Origin of the sequence: Lentzea sp. JNUCC 0626 (assembly GCF_043632865.1) — a bacterium.
Lineage (GTDB): Bacteria > Actinomycetota > Actinomycetes > Mycobacteriales > Pseudonocardiaceae > Lentzea.
Genome location: NZ_CP171635.1, coordinates 8,401,426 through 8,417,847 on the forward strand (window position 1 = coordinate 8,401,426; position 16,422 = coordinate 8,417,847).

12 protein-coding genes are annotated in these 16,422 nt (G+C 68.9%); 10 read left to right on the top strand and 2 right to left on the bottom strand.

Translation table 11 applies throughout. The annotated features are described in order from the left end of the window. The first annotated feature begins 24 nt into the window (after nt 1-24). The 3 genes from JNUCC0626_RS39250 to JNUCC0626_RS39260 are packed head-to-tail and all read left to right on the top strand — an operon-like array spanning nt 25 to nt 2,860. Nucleotides 25-1,116, top strand: a complete 1,092-nt coding sequence (locus tag JNUCC0626_RS39250) for a DUF418 domain-containing protein (protein WP_394615712.1) — start codon at nt 25-27, stop codon at nt 1,114-1,116. Then, the gene (locus tag JNUCC0626_RS39255; protein ID WP_394615713.1) at nt 1,116-2,243 is read left to right on the top strand and encodes a histidine kinase; all 1,128 of its coding nucleotides are present in this window, start codon (nt 1,116-1,118) and stop codon (nt 2,241-2,243) included. The genes JNUCC0626_RS39250 and JNUCC0626_RS39255 overlap by 1 nt, the downstream gene beginning before the upstream one ends. After that, on the top strand, nt 2,240-2,860 hold the full coding sequence (locus JNUCC0626_RS39260) for a response regulator (protein WP_394615714.1): 621 nt from the start codon (nt 2,240-2,242) through the stop codon (nt 2,858-2,860). Before JNUCC0626_RS39255 ends, JNUCC0626_RS39260 begins: the two co-directional genes overlap by 4 nt. On the opposite strand, the gene JNUCC0626_RS39265 is transcribed toward JNUCC0626_RS39260, so the two are convergent. Beyond that, nucleotides 2,857-3,429, bottom strand: coding sequence for an SACE_7040 family transcriptional regulator (locus JNUCC0626_RS39265; protein WP_394615715.1), 573 nt, complete (start codon nt 3,427-3,429; stop codon nt 2,857-2,859). The two genes, JNUCC0626_RS39260 and JNUCC0626_RS39265, sit on opposite strands and share 4 nt — an antisense overlap. A 163-nt stretch (nt 3,430-3,592) precedes the next feature. Here JNUCC0626_RS39265 and JNUCC0626_RS39270 point away from each other — a divergent pair, with 163 nt between their 5' ends. From JNUCC0626_RS39270 to JNUCC0626_RS39290, 5 genes are all read left to right on the top strand, one after another. Then, complete coding sequence (locus JNUCC0626_RS39270) at nt 3,593-4,381, top strand: SGNH/GDSL hydrolase family protein (protein WP_394615716.1); 789 nt, start codon at nt 3,593-3,595, stop codon at nt 4,379-4,381. A 138-nt stretch (nt 4,382-4,519) separates the two neighbouring features. Then, entirely contained in the window at nt 4,520-6,109 is a 1,590-nt protein-coding gene (locus JNUCC0626_RS39275) for a carboxyl transferase domain-containing protein (protein ID WP_394615717.1), read from the top strand. Between the two features lie 2 nt (nt 6,110-6,111). Next, entirely contained in the window at nt 6,112-8,025 is a 1,914-nt protein-coding gene (locus JNUCC0626_RS39280; protein WP_394615718.1) for an acetyl/propionyl/methylcrotonyl-CoA carboxylase subunit alpha, read from the top strand. 5 nt (nt 8,026-8,030) lie between these two features. Continuing rightward, on the top strand, nt 8,031-9,182 hold the full coding sequence (locus JNUCC0626_RS39285; protein ID WP_285643725.1) for an acyl-CoA dehydrogenase family protein: 1,152 nt from the start codon (nt 8,031-8,033) through the stop codon (nt 9,180-9,182). A gap of 289 nt (nt 9,183-9,471) precedes the next feature. Further along, on the top strand, nt 9,472-12,195 hold the full coding sequence (locus JNUCC0626_RS39290) for a hypothetical protein (protein WP_394615719.1): 2,724 nt from the start codon (nt 9,472-9,474) through the stop codon (nt 12,193-12,195). Here the strand turns inward: JNUCC0626_RS39290 and JNUCC0626_RS39295 are convergent. After that, nucleotides 12,192-13,727, bottom strand: a complete 1,536-nt coding sequence (locus JNUCC0626_RS39295) for an acyl-CoA dehydrogenase family protein (RefSeq protein ID WP_394615720.1) — start codon at nt 13,725-13,727, stop codon at nt 12,192-12,194. The two genes, JNUCC0626_RS39290 and JNUCC0626_RS39295, sit on opposite strands and share 4 nt — an antisense overlap. Nucleotides 13,728-13,840: 113 nt before the next feature. On the opposite strand from JNUCC0626_RS39295, the gene JNUCC0626_RS39300 reads away from it, so the two are divergent. Next, on the top strand, nt 13,841-15,148 hold the full coding sequence (locus tag JNUCC0626_RS39300) for an FAD-binding oxidoreductase (protein WP_394615721.1): 1,308 nt from the start codon (nt 13,841-13,843) through the stop codon (nt 15,146-15,148). Continuing rightward, nucleotides 15,149-16,381 (top strand): class I SAM-dependent methyltransferase, encoded by a 1,233-nt coding sequence (locus JNUCC0626_RS39305; protein WP_394615722.1) that lies wholly within the window; start codon nt 15,149-15,151, stop codon nt 16,379-16,381. The last annotated feature ends 41 nt before the right edge of the window (nt 16,382-16,422 follow it).

Consider the following 16,422-nt stretch of genomic DNA (forward strand, 5'->3'; position numbering starts at 1 on the left):
CGGTTGTAAGGACACGCTTGGAGCATGAAACGACTGCTCACACCTGATCTGGCCCGTGGCGGCATGCTCGCGTTGATCGCGCTGGCGAACTCGGCCGTCTACCTGCACGGCCGTCCGTACGGCGTGCGCCAGCACATCGTCGAGACGGGGTTCGTCGACCACGTGGTCAGCTTCTTCGTCGTGACGTTCGTCGACGCCCGCGCGTACCCGATGTTCGCGTTCCTGTTCGCGTACGGCGTCGCGAAGATGGCCCCGCAACGAGTCAAGTCGCGCAACTGGTGGCTGATCGTCTTCGGGTTCCTGCACGCGTTGCTGCTGTTCCCCGGCGACGTGCTCGGCCTGTACGGCGTGCTCGGGTTCGCGGTGATCGCGATGACCCGGTGGAAGGACCGCACGTTGTTCGTGGTCGCCACCCTCTGGCTGGGGCTGACCGCGTTGATCGCCGGGCAGGCCTACGCGACGCCGCCGAACGGTGAGCGGGCGTTCTTCCTGTCGTTCGAGACGGTCGACCCGATGGCCGCGATGGCCATGCGGCCGCTGGAGTGGCTGCTGGTCCCGCTCGGCCTCATCGGGGTCGGCGCGGCCGCCATGATGGGTGTGTGGGCGGCTCGCCGGAACGTTCTCGCGTCGCCTGAGCAGTACCGGACGCTGCTGCGGCACGTTGCGGGGTGGGGCATCCCGCTCGCGGCGCTCGGCGGGCTGCCCAGCGGTCTCGCGGTCGCGGGGGTCCTGCACGTGGTGGAGCCGTCGGAGCTGGCCGGGATGGCCGCGCTGCACGCCGTCACCGGGATCGCGGGCGGGCTCGGGTACGCGGCGCTGATCGCGTTGATCTCGCTGCGGGTGCGGGCCGACAGCGCCGTCGTGCGGGCGATCGCGGCCTGCGGGGAGCGGTCGCTGAGCTGCTACCTGTTCCAGTCCGTCGTGTTCGTGCTGTTGTTCGTGCCTTACACGTTGGGGCTGGGTGCGACGCTCGGGTCGGCCGCGACCGCGCTGGTGGCGCTGGCGACGTGGGGCGTCTCGGTGCTGCTGGCCGACCTGCTGCGCCGCCGTGGTCAGCGGGGACCTGCCGAGGCGTTGCTGAGCAGTGTGCGCAGGCTGCAAGGATCATCGGTGTGATGTCCATGGTGGAGCAGGAACGCCGGTGGAACCAGGTGTGGGCGCTCGTGCCGGGCGGTCTGCTGGCGCTGGCGACGGGTGTCTACCTGGTGGCGCGGCCGATCTCTCCCGTGCCGCTGGCCGTGGTCGCCGCGCTGGTGTTGTGGCACTTGTGGTTCGTGATCGCGCACCCGTCGTGGCTGGAGCGGCGGACCGTGCTGATGCTGCTCTACTTCGCCGGGGTGCTCGGCGGGACCGTGGTGCTGCTGCTCCACGACGAGATCTTCATGATCTTCGTCGCCGCCTGCTACGGCCTCGCGTTCCTGACCTTGCCGGGCTGGCTCGCCTATGCGGGCGCGGTGGTCGTGGGCGGGTTGTGGCTGGTGCCGCAGGGCACCGACGTCAAGGCGGCCGCGCTGATCAACCTGGGCGTGACCACCCCGATGGCGATCCTGGTCGGCTGGATCATCCGCGTGATGGAACGCGAGGTCATCCGCCGCCGCGAGATCAACGAGCGGGTCACGGCGCTGTCCGAGGAGAACGCCCGGCTCCAGGTGCTCGCCGAGCGGGCCCGCGTGTCGCGCGAGATGCACGACACCGTCGCCCAGGGCCTCACCGGCATCGTGACGCAGCTCGAGGTGGCCGAGGAGCTGACGTCCGCGGACGACGCGGCACGCGGCCGCATCGCCACCGCCCGGCGGCTGGCCCGCGACAGCCTGGTCGAGGTGCGCCGCTCCATCGAGGCCCTGCGGCCGGGCCCGTTGCGCGACGGCCGGCTGAGCGAGGCGGTGGAACGAGCGGTGGACGCCTGGCGTGCCGAGCAGGGCGTGGTGGCTACCTGCACGGTCACCGGGTCCGCCCGGCCGTTGAGCGCGGACACCGAGGTGGCCGTGCTGCGTTCCGCCCAGGAGGCCTTGGCGAACGCGGGCAGGCATGCCCGGGCTTCTCGCGTGGACGTCACACTGTCCTACATGGAGGACGTGGTGGTGCTGGACGTGATGGACGACGGCGTGGGCTTCGACCCGTCGGTGCGCGGCTTCGGCCTCACCGGGATGGAGGAACGCGTGGGCCTGCTCGGTGGCACCGTGACCGTGGAATCGGCTCCTGGCAACGGAACCGCCGTGAACGTCACCCTGGACGCCCGATGATCCGCCTCATCGTGATCGACGATCACCCGGTGGTCCGCGACGGCCTGCGCGGCATGCTCGGCACCCAGGAGGACTTCGAGGTCGTGGGCGAGGCGGCGAGCGGCACCGAGGCCCTGACGGTGATCGCCGCCGTGCGCCCGGACGTGGCGGTGACCGATCTCCGGCTGCCCGCGCCGAGCGGGGCGGACCTGGTGCGGCAGATCCGTTCGCTGGCTCCCTCGACGCGCGTGCTGGTGCTGACGACCCACGACACCGACGCCGACGTGCTGCCGACGATCGAGGCCGGCGCCATCGGTTACCTGCTCAAGGACGCGCCGCGCGAGGAGTTGTTCCGCGCGGTGCGGGCGGCGGCGCGCGACGAGACGGTGCTGTCGCCTTCGGTCGCGGCACGGTTGGTGCGCAAGGTGCACGCGCCGGTTCCTGTGTCGGCGTTGAGCACGCGCGAACGCGAGGTGCTGGCTCTGGTCGCGCGCGGCAAGACGAACCGCGAGGTGGGGGCCGCGCTGCACATCAGCGAGGCGACGGTGAAGACGCACCTGCAACACGTCTACGCGAAGCTCGAGGTGCCGGACCGGGCGTCAGCCGTGTCGGCCGCGCACCAACGAGGTCTGATCTAGGTCGCGACCACGGCCGGCGTCAGCGAGGCCAACGCCATGCGCGACAACAGGGTCGCCATCTGATCGCGGTCGAGGTGCGCGCTGTGCGGCGTCGAGTTGATGAGCCCGAACACGGCGTGCGCGGCGGCCCGGGCCGTGGGCTCGTCGAAGCCTGGCACCGTGCGCCGGATCGTCTCCACCCACACCTCGACGTAGCGCCGCTGTAACGCCCGCACCCGCCGGCGGTCCGGATCGGTGAGGTTGGCCAGGTTCCGCATCTGCACGGTGATCAACGCCGGGTCGTCCAGCGCGAAGTCCACGTGCCACCCGATGAGCTCCCGCAACGCCTCGTCGGCGTCCGAAGCGCCGTCGACCCGCGACTGGCCGCCGTCGAGCAGCCGCTCGGAGATCGACGTCAGCATCTCGCCGAGCATCGCGTCCTTGCTGCGGAAGTGCCGGTAGAGGGCCGGGCCGGAGATGCCGACGGCCGCACCGATGTCGTCGATGCCCACGCCGTGGAAGCCGTGGCGCGCGAAGAGTTCGGCCGCAGCGTTGAGGATCTGGTCCCGACGTGAGGGTTTGTCGACCACCTGTGGAGGTTAGCAGGCGTTTACCTGATCCTCCGATGGGTGGAATTCACGCACGTGCAAGCCCTGAATGTTGACTCTTGACGAATACTTCACACAAGTCTTACTCGTGAGTAACGATTGCCGTGCAATGCATCACACCCTGCGGCCCCTTCGGGAGTCTTCGATGCGTCCTGCTCACTTCATCGCCTCGGTGGTCACCGCCGCCGCGGCCGTCATCGCGCTCGCCAACCCCGCGAGCGCCGCCGCCACCAACTACGTCGCGCTCGGCGACTCGTACGCCTCCGGCCTCGGGACCGGCAGCTACGACAGCGGTACCGGCTCCTGCAAGCGCGGTCCGCTCGCCTATCCAGCCCTGTACGCGCAGGCCACAGCCCCGGCGTCATTCCGGTCCGTCGCCTGCTCGGGGGCGAAGACCGGTGACGTCATCACCCAGGCGAACAACACCCTCGCCGCGAGCACCAACCTCGTCACGGTGCAGGTCGGCGGCAACGACGCCGGGTTCACCGACGTCATCACCACCTGCACGTTCGGGTCCGACCAGGACTGCGTCAACCGGGTGAACCAGGCCAAGACGTACGCCGCGAACACGCTTCCCGGGCTGCTCAACAACGTCTACGGCACGATCAAGGCGAAGTCGCCGTCGGCGCGCGTGGTGGTGCTCGGCTACCCGCGCATCTACAAGGTGCCGGGCTCCTGCAACGTCGGGCTGAGCGACACCAAGCGGGCCGCGATCAACTCCGGCAGCGATGCCTTGCACGCCACCATCAGCGCGCGGGCCGGGGCGGCCGGGTTCACCTACGTCGACGTGCGCGCGGCGTTCACCGGGCACGAGATCTGCTCGTCGAGCTGGTGGCTCAACAGCCTGAGCTGGCCGGTCGACGAGTCGTACCACCCGAACCGGGCCGGGCACGCGAGCGGCTATCTGCCCGCACTTCGGGCGGCGATCGGGTGACGCTTTCCGGAACGTGAGAGTGCCTCAAACGAGGCTTGACCTGCGTTCGGGTCACTCTTGAGTCGCTCCGGTGGACCGCTGGGTTAGCGGGCGCTAACATGAGGAAGTTAACGCCCGCTAACCTGAGGTCTGGGGAGCATGGACGCACCTGTCCTGCGCAGCGCCGCCGAGCCGTCGGACCGCTACGCCAAGGAGCACACCGCGCTCGTCGACGAGCTGCGGAGCAAGCTCGCCACCGCCGCGCGAGGCGGTCCCGAGAAGGCACGCCAGCGGCACGTCGACCGCGGCAAGTTGTTGCCGCGCGAGCGCGTGGACACGCTGGTCGACCCCGGTTCGCCGTTCCTCGAACTGTCGCCGTTGGCGGCCAACGGCATGTACGGCGACGAGGCTCCGGCCGCGGGCATCATCACGGGCGTCGGGCGGGTGTCCGGCCGTGAGTGCGTGATCGTCGCGAACGACGCCACGGTCAAGGGCGGCACCTACTACCCCGTCACGGTCAAGAAGCACCTGCGCGCGCAGGAAGTGGCGCTGCAGAACAACCTTCCGTGCATCTACCTCGTCGACTCCGGCGGTGCGTTCCTGCCGAAGCAGGACGACGTGTTCCCCGACCGCGAGCACTTCGGCCGGATCTTCTACAACCAGGCCACGATGTCGGCGCGCGGCATCCCGCAGATCGCCGCCGTGCTGGGTTCGTGCACCGCCGGTGGCGCGTACGTGCCGGCCATGTCGGACGAGGCGATCATCGTCCGCAACCAGGGCACGATCTTCCTCGGCGGTCCGCCGCTGGTGAAGGCCGCGACCGGTGAAGTGGTCAGCGCTGAGGACCTCGGCGGCGGCGACCTGCACTCGCGCACGTCCGGCGTCACGGACCACCTGGCCGAGAACGACGCGCACGCCCTCCGGATGGTCCGCTCGATCATCTCGACGCTCGGCCCGCGCGCCCAACGGCCCTGGGACGTCACGAAGACCGAGGCCCCGGCCGTCACGGACGACCTCTACGGCGTCGTGCCGACCGACTCCCGGACGCCGTACGACGTGCGCGAGGTGATCGCGCGGGTCGTCGACGGCTCGAAGTTCCAGGAGTTCAAGAAGGAGTACGGGCAGACGCTCGTCACCGGCTTCGCGCGCATCCACGGCCACCCGGTCGGCATCGTCGCGAACAACGGCATCCTGTTCGGCGAGTCGGCGGTGAAGGGCGCGCACTTCATCCAGTTGTGCGACAAGCGGTCCATCCCGCTGGTCTTCCTGCAGAACATCACCGGCTTCATGGTCGGCCGCGAGTACGAGGCGAGCGGCATCGCCAAGCACGGCGCCAAGATGGTGACGGCGGTGGCGTGCGCGCGCGTCCCGAAGTTCACCGTGATCATCGGCGGCAGCTTCGGCGCCGGCAACTACTCCATGTGCGGCCGGGCGTACTCGCCGCGCTTCCTGTGGATGTGGCCCAACGCGCGCATCTCCGTGATGGGTGGCGAGCAGGCCGCGTCCGTCCTGGCGACGGTCCGTCGTGACCAACTCGGCGACGAGTGGTCCACAGAGGACGAAGAGGCGTTCAAGGCGCCGATCCGCCAGCAGTACGAGGACCAGGGCAACCCGTACTACTCGACCGCGCGGCTGTGGGACGACGGCGTGATCGACCCGCGGGACACCCGCACGGTGCTCGGTCTCGCGTTGTCCAGCGCGGCCAACGCCCCCATCGACGATGTTTCCTACGGCGTCTTCCGGATGTGATCATGTTCGACAGCGTTCTGGTGGCGAACCGCGGGGAGATCGCGGTCAGGGTGATCCGCGCGTTGCGGTCGCTCGGGATCCGTTCCGTCGCCGTGTACTCCGACGCGGACGCCGAGGCGTTGCACGTCAAGCTCGCCGACGAGGCCGTGCGGATCGGCCCCGCCGCGGCCCGTGAGAGCTACCTGTCCATCGAGAAGATCGTTCAAGCCGCTGTGTCCACTGGCGCGCAGGCGATCCACCCCGGCTACGGCTTCCTGGCGGAGAACACCGCGTTCGCCGCCGCCTGCGACGAGGCCGGGATCGTGTTCGTCGGACCACCCGCGTCGGCGATCGACGCGATGGGCGACAAGATCCGCGCGAAGCTGACGGTGTCGGCGGCGGGTGTGCCCGTGGTGCCCGGCCGCACGCGCTCGGGCATGTCCGACGACGAGATCGTCGAAGCCGCCCTCGAGATCGGCTTTCCCGTGCTGCTCAAGCCTTCCGCGGGCGGTGGCGGCAAGGGCATGCGCCTGGTGCACGAGGAGTCGGCGCTGCGCGAGGCGATCGAGTCCGCCCGGCGGGAGGCGCGCGGCTCGTTCGGCGACGACACGCTGCTGATCGAGCGGTTCATCACGAACCCCCGGCACATCGAGATCCAGGTCCTGGGTGACCGGCACGGCAACGTCATCCACCTCGGTGAGCGCGAGTGCAGCCTTCAGCGGCGGCACCAGAAGATCATCGAGGAGGCGCCCTCGCCGTTCCTCACGCCCGAGGTGCGCGAGGCCATGGGTTCGGCCGCGGTCGACGCGGCGAAGTCGGTCGGCTACGTCGGCGCGGGCACCGTCGAGTTCATCGTGGACGGTGCGTCGGGCGACTACTTCTTCATGGAGATGAACACCCGGCTCCAGGTCGAGCACCCGGTGACCGAGATGGTCACGGGCGTCGACCTCGTCGAGTGGCAGCTCCGCGTCGCGTCCGGTGAGGTGCTGGACCTGGACGTCGAACTCAACGGGCACTCGGTCGAGGCGCGCGTTTACGCCGAGGACCCGGCGCGCGGCTTCCTGCCGACCGGCGGACGCGTGCTGGCGCTGAGCGAGCCGGCCGACGTCCGCGTGGATTCCGGCCTGTACGAAGGACTTGTCGTCGGTTCGGACTACGACCCGATGCTCGCCAAGGTGATCGCGCACGGCCGCACCCGCGAAGAGGCGTTGCGCAAGCTCGACCACGCGCTCGGCAAGATGGTGCTGCTTGGCGTCACGACGAACATCCCGTTCCTGCGCGCACTTCTGCGTGATCCGGACGTTCGTGCGGGTGCTCTCGACACCGGTCTGGTCGAACGCAAGCTGGACGCGTTGACGTCGGCCGAGATCCCCGACGAGGTGTACGTCGCGGCCGGTCTGGAGCGCTCGCTCCAGCCGCACGGCGACGACCCGTGGGACCAGCCCGGCGGCTGGCGCGTCGGTGAGCACGCCTGGACGACCTGGCGGATCAACGACGTCGACGTGCGCGTGCGCGGCGAGGAAGTCGTTGTGGGCGCTGGAGAACCGGTGCGCGCCCGGGCCCGTCAGGAAGGCGCCGACCTGCTCGTCGGCTCCCGTCGTTATGCGATGGCGCGCGAGGGTGACGTGCTGTGGCTGGGCCACGACGGCGCCTCCTGGGCGTTGGTCGAGGCCGAGTTCCTGGTCGGAGCCGCCGAGGGCGCTGCGGCGTCCGGCGGTCCGGTGAAGTCCCCGATGCCCGGCACCGTGCTCGTCGTTCGAGCGCAGCAGGGCGAGGAAGTGACCGCCGGTCAAGCGTTGTTCGTGGTCGAGGCCATGAAGATGGAGCACACCGTGACCGCACCGGTCGACGGCGTGCTCGCCGAAGTGCACGTGCAAGCAGGCCAGCAGGTCAGACTCGACCAGGTGCTGGCCCTCGTCGTCTCTCACGAGGAGTGACAGTGATGTTGGACTTCAGGCTCCCGAGCGAGTACGAGGACCTGCGCAAGACCGTCGAGGAGTTCGCGCGCGACGAGGTGGCGCCGGTCATCGGCGACTTCTACGAGCGTTGCGAGTTCCCGTACGAGATCGTCGCGAAGATGGGGCAGATGGGCCTGCTCGGCCTGCCGTTCCCCGAGGAGCACGGCGGCATGGGCGGCGACTACTTCGCCCTGTGCCTCACGCTCGAGGAACTCGCGCGCGTCGACTCGTCGGTCGCGATCACGGTCGAGGCGGCGACCTCGCTGGGCGCCATGCCGATCTACCGCTACGGCACCGACGCGCAGAAGGCCGAGTGGCTGCCGTCGCTCACGTCCGGCGAGAAGCTCGGCGCGTTCGGTCTCACCGAGCCCGGCTCCGGTTCCGACGCGGGCGCCCTCGCCACCACGGCGCGCCTCGACGGCGACGAGTGGGTCATCAACGGCACCAAGGCGTTCATCACGAACTCCGGCACCGACATCACCGGTCTCGTCACCGTCGCCGCCGTCACGGGCACCCTCCCGGACGGCCGCAAGGAGATCTCCTCGATCATCGTCCCGTCCGGCACCCCGGGCTTCACGGTGTCGAAGAAGTACTCCAAGGTCGGCTGGAGCGCCTCGGACACCCGCGAACTGTCCTTTCAGGACTGCCGGGTGCCCGCCGCGAACCTGCTCGGCGAGCGCGGCCGCGGCTTCGCCCAGTTCCTGCGCACGCTCGACGAGGGCCGCGTCGCCATCGCCGCGCTGTCGGTCGGTCTGGCCCAGGGCTGCGTGGACGAGTCGGTCCGCTACGCCCACGAGCGCGAGACGTTCGGCAACAAGATCGGCACGTACCAGGCGATCCAGTTCAAGCTCGCCGAGATGGAGGCCCGCGTGCACACCGCGCGCCTCGCCTACTACGAGGCCGCGTCCCGGATGCTGCGCGGCGAGCCGTTCAAGAAGCAGGCCGCCATCGCGAAGCTCGTCTCGTCCGAGGCCGCGATGGACAACGCCCGCGACGCCACGCAGATCTTCGGCGGCTACGGCTTCATGAACGAGTACCCGGTCGGCCGGTTCTACCGGGACGCCAAGATCCTGGAGATCGGCGAGGGCACCTCCGAGGTGCAGAAGATGCTGATCGCCCGCGAACTCGGGTTCTAGGCCCTGTCCTGCAAGTCCGTCGGGCGGCAGTGGCGGCCGAGGGAGCCGGAGACGGCACCGCCACGACGCCCGAATACCTCCGGTATGAGGGCGTCGTGGCGGCACCGTCTCCGGCTCGCTCACCCGCGCCTGCCACCTGACAGACTTACAGGACAGGGCCTAGTCCATCTCGGCAGAAAAACTTCATTCCACCGGTCCCGAACGGCCTGTCCGGCTAGCGTCGTCTGCCTTCCGCACGAGTGTGAGGGTGCAGATGACGGACAGCCGGACAGAGCCCGTTTTTCCCGGTTTGCAGGTACTTCTCGAGGTCATTCGCGGTCTTTGTGACCGGCCTGGTTTCTTCTACCGGAGCAAGACCGAGGAAATCGTCGGCGACCAGCCGTTGCCGCTGCTCTACCTGGAGAGCGAAGCCAGTCCGACGGCATTCCTGCGCGCTCTCGAACACCGGCTCGACGAAGGCCGCCCGGCCATTCCGCACGCTTACGTCGACGTGTCGTCGGTGACCGCCGAAGTCGCCAAGAACTGGCCTTCCGGAAGCCGCGAGACACCGCCCTTGCTGCCGTTGCTGGACGTCCTGAGCGACCGGCTCGGCGAGGTCCACGTCGGCACGGAACGGCTCACCCGGTTCGACCACTACCGCCTGGTCGACTGGCTCACCAGCAAGCGGCTGCCGCGCAAGCCCGGCCGCGACGACCGGGCGGCCGTCATCGAGTTGCTGCGGGGGTGGACCGGCAAGACCGCGCAGGGCGGCGAGGAGGTCAACCGGGCCGTCGACGCGTTCATCCCCGGCCTGGTGACGCGGCTCGGGCTCGGGCTCGTCGCGTGGGTCGGCAGCAAGGTCGGCTTCCGGTGGCTCGCCAAGCGGGTGCCGGGGCTCTCGCGCGAGTCGAAGTGGTTCATGCGGCAGAACTTCGCGCTGCCCAACCACTCCATCGAGTTCCTCGGGTTCGCCGAACGCCTCACCCTGGGGCGGCGCGAGTCGGAGAACGAGGAGCAGATCAAGCTGCTGCTCGTGCACGCGTTCCTGGAGGACCTGCGGATCGCGTACCGGCGGCGGCCCCGGTTCCTGCCGCGCCGGGCGGGTTGGCGGCGCACCGCGTACATCCCCGTGCTGCTCGACGGCGTCACCAAGGACAACGGCGGCTGGGAGCTGCTGGAACTGATCAACGACGTCCGCAACGAGACCGGCGAGGTCGACCCGTTGCTGGTGATCGCGGCCAGCTCGGTGCAACCCGCGCTGTCGCAACGCCTCGGCACCACACCGGTCAGCCCGGACGAGACCGCGGACGCGCTCGCGACGTGGCGGGAGGAGCTGCCGCGCAAACGGCAGATGCTCGCCCCGGACGCCCGTTACCTGATGATCAAGCTGCCGTTCCCCAGCCCGGACAGGAAGAAGTGGAAGGGCGCGCCCGCGTTCCAGGCGGCTCCGGTGCGGTGGCTCGCCAAGTCGCGGCGGCTGGAGGCGATCATCGCGGCGATCGTCGTGGTGCTGCTCGTGCCGGGGTTCGTGACCGTGCAGAACCACTTCGAGCTGAACTGCTCGATCGTCGGCTCCGCGATCTCGCCGGGCATCTCGACCCGGCTGATGGAGGTCGACGGCAACGCCGAATGCCTGGGCTACAGCGACAACAGCAACCAGATCTTCGGCTCGAACGAACGCCTCCGGTGGACGCAACAGGCCGTCTTCGCGCAGAACGAGGAGGCGGAACGGCTGCACGACACCAATCCCGCGCGCCCGCTCGTCTCGTTGCTCTACTTCTCCAGCCTCACCCACAAGGACAGCAACCCGGACGCCGACCACTCGCGCGCCGAGGAGCTCGAAGGCATGCTGCTCAAGCAACGGCAGCAGAACGACAGGTCGAGCAGCGGGCCGTTGCTGCGCATCGTGATCGCCAACGGCGGCGGCATGATGAAGCGCGCCCACGACGTGCTGCGCGACATGATCACCCCGTTGCTGGAGAAGGACCCGAGCATCATCGGCGTGATCGGTCTCGACCGCAGCGTCAAGCAGACCCAGGACGTCATCACCTCGCTCGGGTCGCTCGGCGTGCCGACCATCGGCACCACCCTCACCGAGGCCTCGCTGCCGGACCTCTCGGCCACCTACTTCCAGCTCATCCCCGGCAACGCCCGGCAGGCGGACCTGGTGCGCCGCTACGCCCAGCACGTCGGCGCCACCAAGGTGACGATCCACCACCCGAAGCTCGGCCAGGACGACGTCTACCTCACCGACCTGGTCGGCCTGCTGGGCACGGAACTCGCGCGGGCGCAGGTGAAGTTCCAGGCCGACGAGTGGAACGTCAGCCCGCAGGAGGTGCCGTCGCAGTGCGTCGAGGACCACTCCACCGAGCTGGTCTTCTTCGCGGGCCGCGAGGAGGACTTCGGCGAGTTCCTGCGTGCCGTCGGCAAGGACTGCTACGACAAGAACCGCCTGCCGCGCATCCTCGCCGACGACGCGATCATCCGGTTCATCGCGCAGAAGGCCAGCCGCGTGCAGGACTCGCTGGCCGGCATGCGCGTGTCGTACGTGAGCATGGCCGGGCTGATCGTGCTCGCGGGCAAGGCGTGCGTGGCGGGCAAGCCCGATCCGTCTGCGCGCGGCGGACTGCCGCTGGACGCGTTCTGCGCGGGCTACTCCAAGCTGGCCAAGGAGATCCAGGAGTCGTCGCTGCCCGCCGAGGACCGGCCCGCGAAGCCGTGGCCCGGTGAGCACATGGGCGTCGCGTACGACGCGGCCGGGCTGTTCCTCGACGCCGTGACGCGTGCCTACTCGCGGCGGGCCAGCAGCACGCCGCATCGCGGGGCGATCGGGGCGGAGTTCCGGGAATTGGAGTTCTACGGGGCGACCGGGCGGACGGACTTCAAGAAGTCACGGGTGGGGGAGGCGCGCAACTTCACCATCCTGGAGGTCACCGACCTGCACGACTACGAGCAGCAGCCGACGTGCGTGTTCCTGACCGGCGACCTCTACGGCCCGGACACGCCTCGGTTGCCGAACGGCTGTCCCGCCTAGAGCTTCGGCACGGCCCTGTCGATGATCGAGGCGAAGTCGGTGGACTTGGGGAGCGTCCCGAAGGCGACTCCCCAGTCCCCGCCGAGCCGCGACGCCAGGAACGCGTCCGTCACCGCCGGATGCCCGTGCTTCACCAGCAACGCGCCCTGCAGGATCAACGCCATCTTCTCCACCACCCGCCTGGCCTGCGACTGGTCCACATCGGACAGAGCGGCGCCGAGCTCGTTCAACGCGGTGTCGATCCGCCGGTCCACCCCGCTGACCTCGGACAGGAACTCCTGCACCGACTCGGGTTCCTTCTGCATCGCCCGCAGCACGTCTAGCGCCGCGACGTTGCCGGAGCCCTCCCAGATCGACATCAGCGGCGACTCGCGGAACAGCCGCGGCATTCCGCTGTCCTCGATGTATCCGTTGCCGCCCAGGCACTCCAACGCCTCGGCGGCGTGCACCGGCCCGCGCTTGCACACCCAGTACTTGGTGATCGCGAGCCCGAGCCGCGGGCGGTTCGTGGCCAGCCACATCGCGGTGGTGGTCGCCGCCTCCGACTCGATCGCGAGGTCCGCCAGCACGTTGCGCATGGCGGGCTGGTCGATCAGGTAGCTGCCGAACGCCTTGCGGTGCGCGGCGTGGTGCGCCGCCTGCCGCAGCCCGAGCCGCATGCCCGCCGCCGTGCCGAGCACGCAGTCGAGGCGGGTCATGTTGACCATCTCGATGATCGTGCGAACGCCGCGACCCTCGTCGCCGATCCGATGAGCGAACGCCTCGTCGTACTCGATCTCGGCGGAGGCGTTGGACTTGTTGCCCAGCTTGTCCTTCAGGCGTTGCAGGAAGAACCGGTTGCGGGTGCCGTCCGGGAGCACGCGCGGCACCAGGAAGCAGGTGAGGCCGCCGGGTGCCTGTGCCAGCGTGAGGAACACGTCCGACATCGGTGCCGACGTGAACCACTTGTGCCCGGTCAGCACGTAGCCGTCGGCGACGGGCTTTGCCACCGTGGTGTTCGCGCGGACGTCCGAGCCGCCCTGCTTCTCCGTCATCGACATGCCGGCGATCAGGCCCTGCTTGGTCAGCGGCGCGCGCAGGCCGAAGGCGTAGTTCCGTGCGGTGAGAAGGGGTTCGTAACTTTCGGCCAACTCCGGCGCGACGCGCAAAGCGGGCACCGACGCGTAAGTCATCGAAATCGGACAGCCGTGACCGGCCTCGACCTGGGACCACACGTAGAACTTGGCCGCACGTTCCAAATGCCCACCGTCGACATAGGCGTGCAAACCGTGCGTAACGGCAACGTTCATCAGTTCGTGCCACGCCGGGTGAAACTCCACCTCGTCGATCCGGTTCCCGAACCGGTCGTGGGTGTGCAGCACCGGCGGATGGGTGTTCGCGAGCCTGCCGTGCTCCTGCCACTCGTGGCTGCCGGCGAGCTTCCCCAAAGCGTGCAACTCGGTGTCGTCCACCCAGCTGAGCAGGGCTGGATCATCCGCGACGTCGTGACCGCTCAGCGGCGGAACCTGGTTGGTCACCTCGTGCGTTGCCATGCCTCGCACGTTACTACTCGCAAGTAACTTCGGACAGTCCGCGATGAAAGATCGCTGGCCCATTCGGGCTTTTGGACGCGACAACGGCGCTGACGAGGAATAACGTCGGAGTCGTGAGTGACCATGGGCACAGCTCGGCCGTGGCTGCGCTGAGTGCGCAGTACGCCGCGATGCGCGAAGGTGCGCCGGTGCGGCTCGCTAAGAAGACGTCGAACCTCTTCCGGTTCCGGGCCGATCAGGCCGGGGGACTCGACGTCGGCAGGTTCGACCAGGTCCTGTCAGTGGACCCGGTCGGGCGCACCGCACAGGTGCAGGGCATGACCACCTACGAGAACCTCGTCGCCGCGACACTTCCCCACGGCCTGATGCCGTTAGTGGTGCCGCAGCTCAAGACCATCACCATCGGCGGTGCGGTAGCGGGTCTGGGCATCGAGTCCACGTCCTTCCGCAACGGGTTGCCGCACGAGTCCGTGCGGGAGCTGGAGATCCTCACCGGCGACGGCGAGGTCGTCGTCTCGAAGCCGGACGACGACCTGTTCCGCGCGTTCCCCAACTCCTACGGGACGCTGGGATACGCGCTGCGGCTGGAGATCGAGCTCGAACCGGTGCGCCAGTACGTGCGGCTGCGACACGTGCCGTTCGGGTCGTTCGAGGAGTGCGCCGCCGTCATCCAGGAGGTGTGCGAGGACGGCTCGGCGGACTTCGTCGACGGCACGGTGTTCTCACGGGGTGAGATGTACCTGACCTTGGGTCACTACGCCGACATCGCGCCGTACACGTCCGACTACACCGGCAACCAGATCTACTACCGGTCGATCCAGAAGCGCCGCACGGACCACCTGACGATCCACGACTACCTGTGGCGCTGGGACACCGACTGGTTCTGGTGCTCCAGGGCGTTCGGCGCGCAGAACCCCGTCGTCCGTCGCATGTGGCCGAAGCGGTACCTGCGTTCGGACGTGTACCGCAAGCTCGTCGCGAAGCACCGGCAGCTCCGGCCGCGGGTGGACGTCGAACCGGTGATCCAGGACGTGGAGATCCCAGTCGGTGGACTCGCCGACTTCCTCGACTTCTTCGACCGCGAGATCGGCATCGCGCCGGTGTGGCTGTGCCCGGTCAGGTTGCGCGACACCACGGGGTGGCCGCTCTACCCGATGGACGAGGACACGTTGTACGTCAACGTCGGGTTCTGGTCGGAGGTCCCGGTCCGGCCGGGGGAGAAGATGGGTGACCGCAACCGGCTGATCGAGCGCGAGGTGGCGCGGCTGGGTGGCCACAAGTCGCTGTACTCGGACTCCTACTACACCGAGGACGAGTTCTGGCGGCACTACAACGGTTCGCACTACCGGTCCGTGAAGGCCCGGTACGACCAGACGAACCGACTGCCTGATCTGTACGCCAAGTGTGTCAGGGGACGATGAATGCGGTTGGCCTCTATTTTTCAGCGCATCACAGGTGGCGGCGACGTTCGCTTCCACGCCTACGACGGCAGCACCGCCGGGCCTGGCGCGGCACCGGTGTCCATCGACATCAAAACACCGGAAGCCCTGTCCTACCTGGCCTCCGCGCCAGGTGAGCTCGGCCTCGCCCGCGCCTACGTCACGGGTCACCTCGAGATCCTCGGCGACGTGCACGCGGGTCTCGCCCAACTCTCCGACTTCTCGCTGCGCCACCTGCCGGTGCTGCAACGCCTGGAGCTGGTCCGGTTCCTCGGCAGCGTCCGCCTGTCGCACAAAGTGGCCCCGCCGCCGCAGGAGACCCGCCTGCACGGCCTGCGCCACTCGAAGGCCCGCGACTCGCAGGCCATCGCCCACCACTACGACGTCTCGAACCAGTTCTACGAGTGGGTCCTCGGCCCGTCGATGGCCTACACCTGCGCGGTCTATCCCTCTGCGGAGTCCACTTTGGAGGACGCCCAGTTCGCCAAGCACGACCTGGTGGCCCGCAAGCTCGGCCTGAAGCCCGGCATGAAACTGCTCGACGTCGGCTGCGGCTGGGGCGGCATGGTCATGCACGCGGCCCGCGAGTACGGCGTGCGCGCCATCGGCGTCACGTTGTCCCGCAACCAGGCCGAGTGGGCACAGAAGGCGATCGTCGAAGCGGGCCTGTCGGAACTGGCCGAGGTGCGCCACCTCGACTACCGAGACGTCCGCGAGACGGGCTTCGACGCGGTGTCGTCCATCGGCCTCACCGAGCACATCGGCAAGGCCAAGCTGCCGGCGTACTTCTCGGCGCTGTACCGCAAGCTCAAGCCAGGCGGCCGCCTGCTCAACCACTGCATCACCCGCCCGAACAACAAGGAGAAAGCGCTCTCCGGCCCGTTCATCAACCGGTACGTGTTCCCGGACGGTGAACTGGTCGGGCCCGGCCACCTCGTGTCGTTGATGCACGACACCGGGTTCGAGGTGCGGCACGAGGAGAACATCCGCGAGCACTACGCGCTGACCCTGGCCGCGTGGGGTCGCAACCTCGAGGAGCACTGGGACGAGGCCGTTCGGGAGGTCGGTGAGGCACGGGCACGGGTGTGGCGGCTGTACCTCGCGGCGTCGCGGCTCGGGTTCGACCGCAACAACATCCAGCTGCACCAGGTGCTCGGGGTGAAGCTGGACGGGACGACGTCGCACATGCCGTTGCGCCCGGACTGGCTCTCCTGACACCACGAAGGGCCGCGGCATCTCGCCGCGGCCCCTTCGGG

Excerpts from the sequence above, each read along its gene's own strand:
- JNUCC0626_RS39285 (WP_285643725.1), top strand. The coding sequence starts at position 8,031 with ATGTTGGACTTCAGGCTCCCGAGCGAGTACGAGGACCTGCGCAAGACC.
- JNUCC0626_RS39275 (WP_394615717.1), top strand. The coding sequence starts at position 4,520 with ATGGACGCACCTGTCCTGCGCAGCGCCGCCGAGCCGTCGGACCGCTAC.
- JNUCC0626_RS39305 (WP_394615722.1), top strand. The coding sequence starts at position 15,149 with ATGCGGTTGGCCTCTATTTTTCAGCGCATCACAGGTGGCGGCGACGTT.
- JNUCC0626_RS39260 (WP_394615714.1), top strand. The coding sequence starts at position 2,240 with ATGATCCGCCTCATCGTGATCGACGATCACCCGGTGGTCCGCGACGGC.
- JNUCC0626_RS39255 (WP_394615713.1), top strand. The coding sequence starts at position 1,116 with ATGTCCATGGTGGAGCAGGAACGCCGGTGGAACCAGGTGTGGGCGCTC.
- JNUCC0626_RS39280 (WP_394615718.1), top strand. The coding sequence starts at position 6,112 with ATGTTCGACAGCGTTCTGGTGGCGAACCGCGGGGAGATCGCGGTCAGG.
- JNUCC0626_RS39295 (WP_394615720.1), bottom strand. The coding sequence starts at position 13,727 with ATGGCAACGCACGAGGTGACCAACCAGGTTCCGCCGCTGAGCGGTCAC.
- JNUCC0626_RS39270 (WP_394615716.1), top strand. The coding sequence starts at position 3,593 with ATGCGTCCTGCTCACTTCATCGCCTCGGTGGTCACCGCCGCCGCGGCC.
- JNUCC0626_RS39250 (WP_394615712.1), top strand. The coding sequence starts at position 25 with ATGAAACGACTGCTCACACCTGATCTGGCCCGTGGCGGCATGCTCGCG.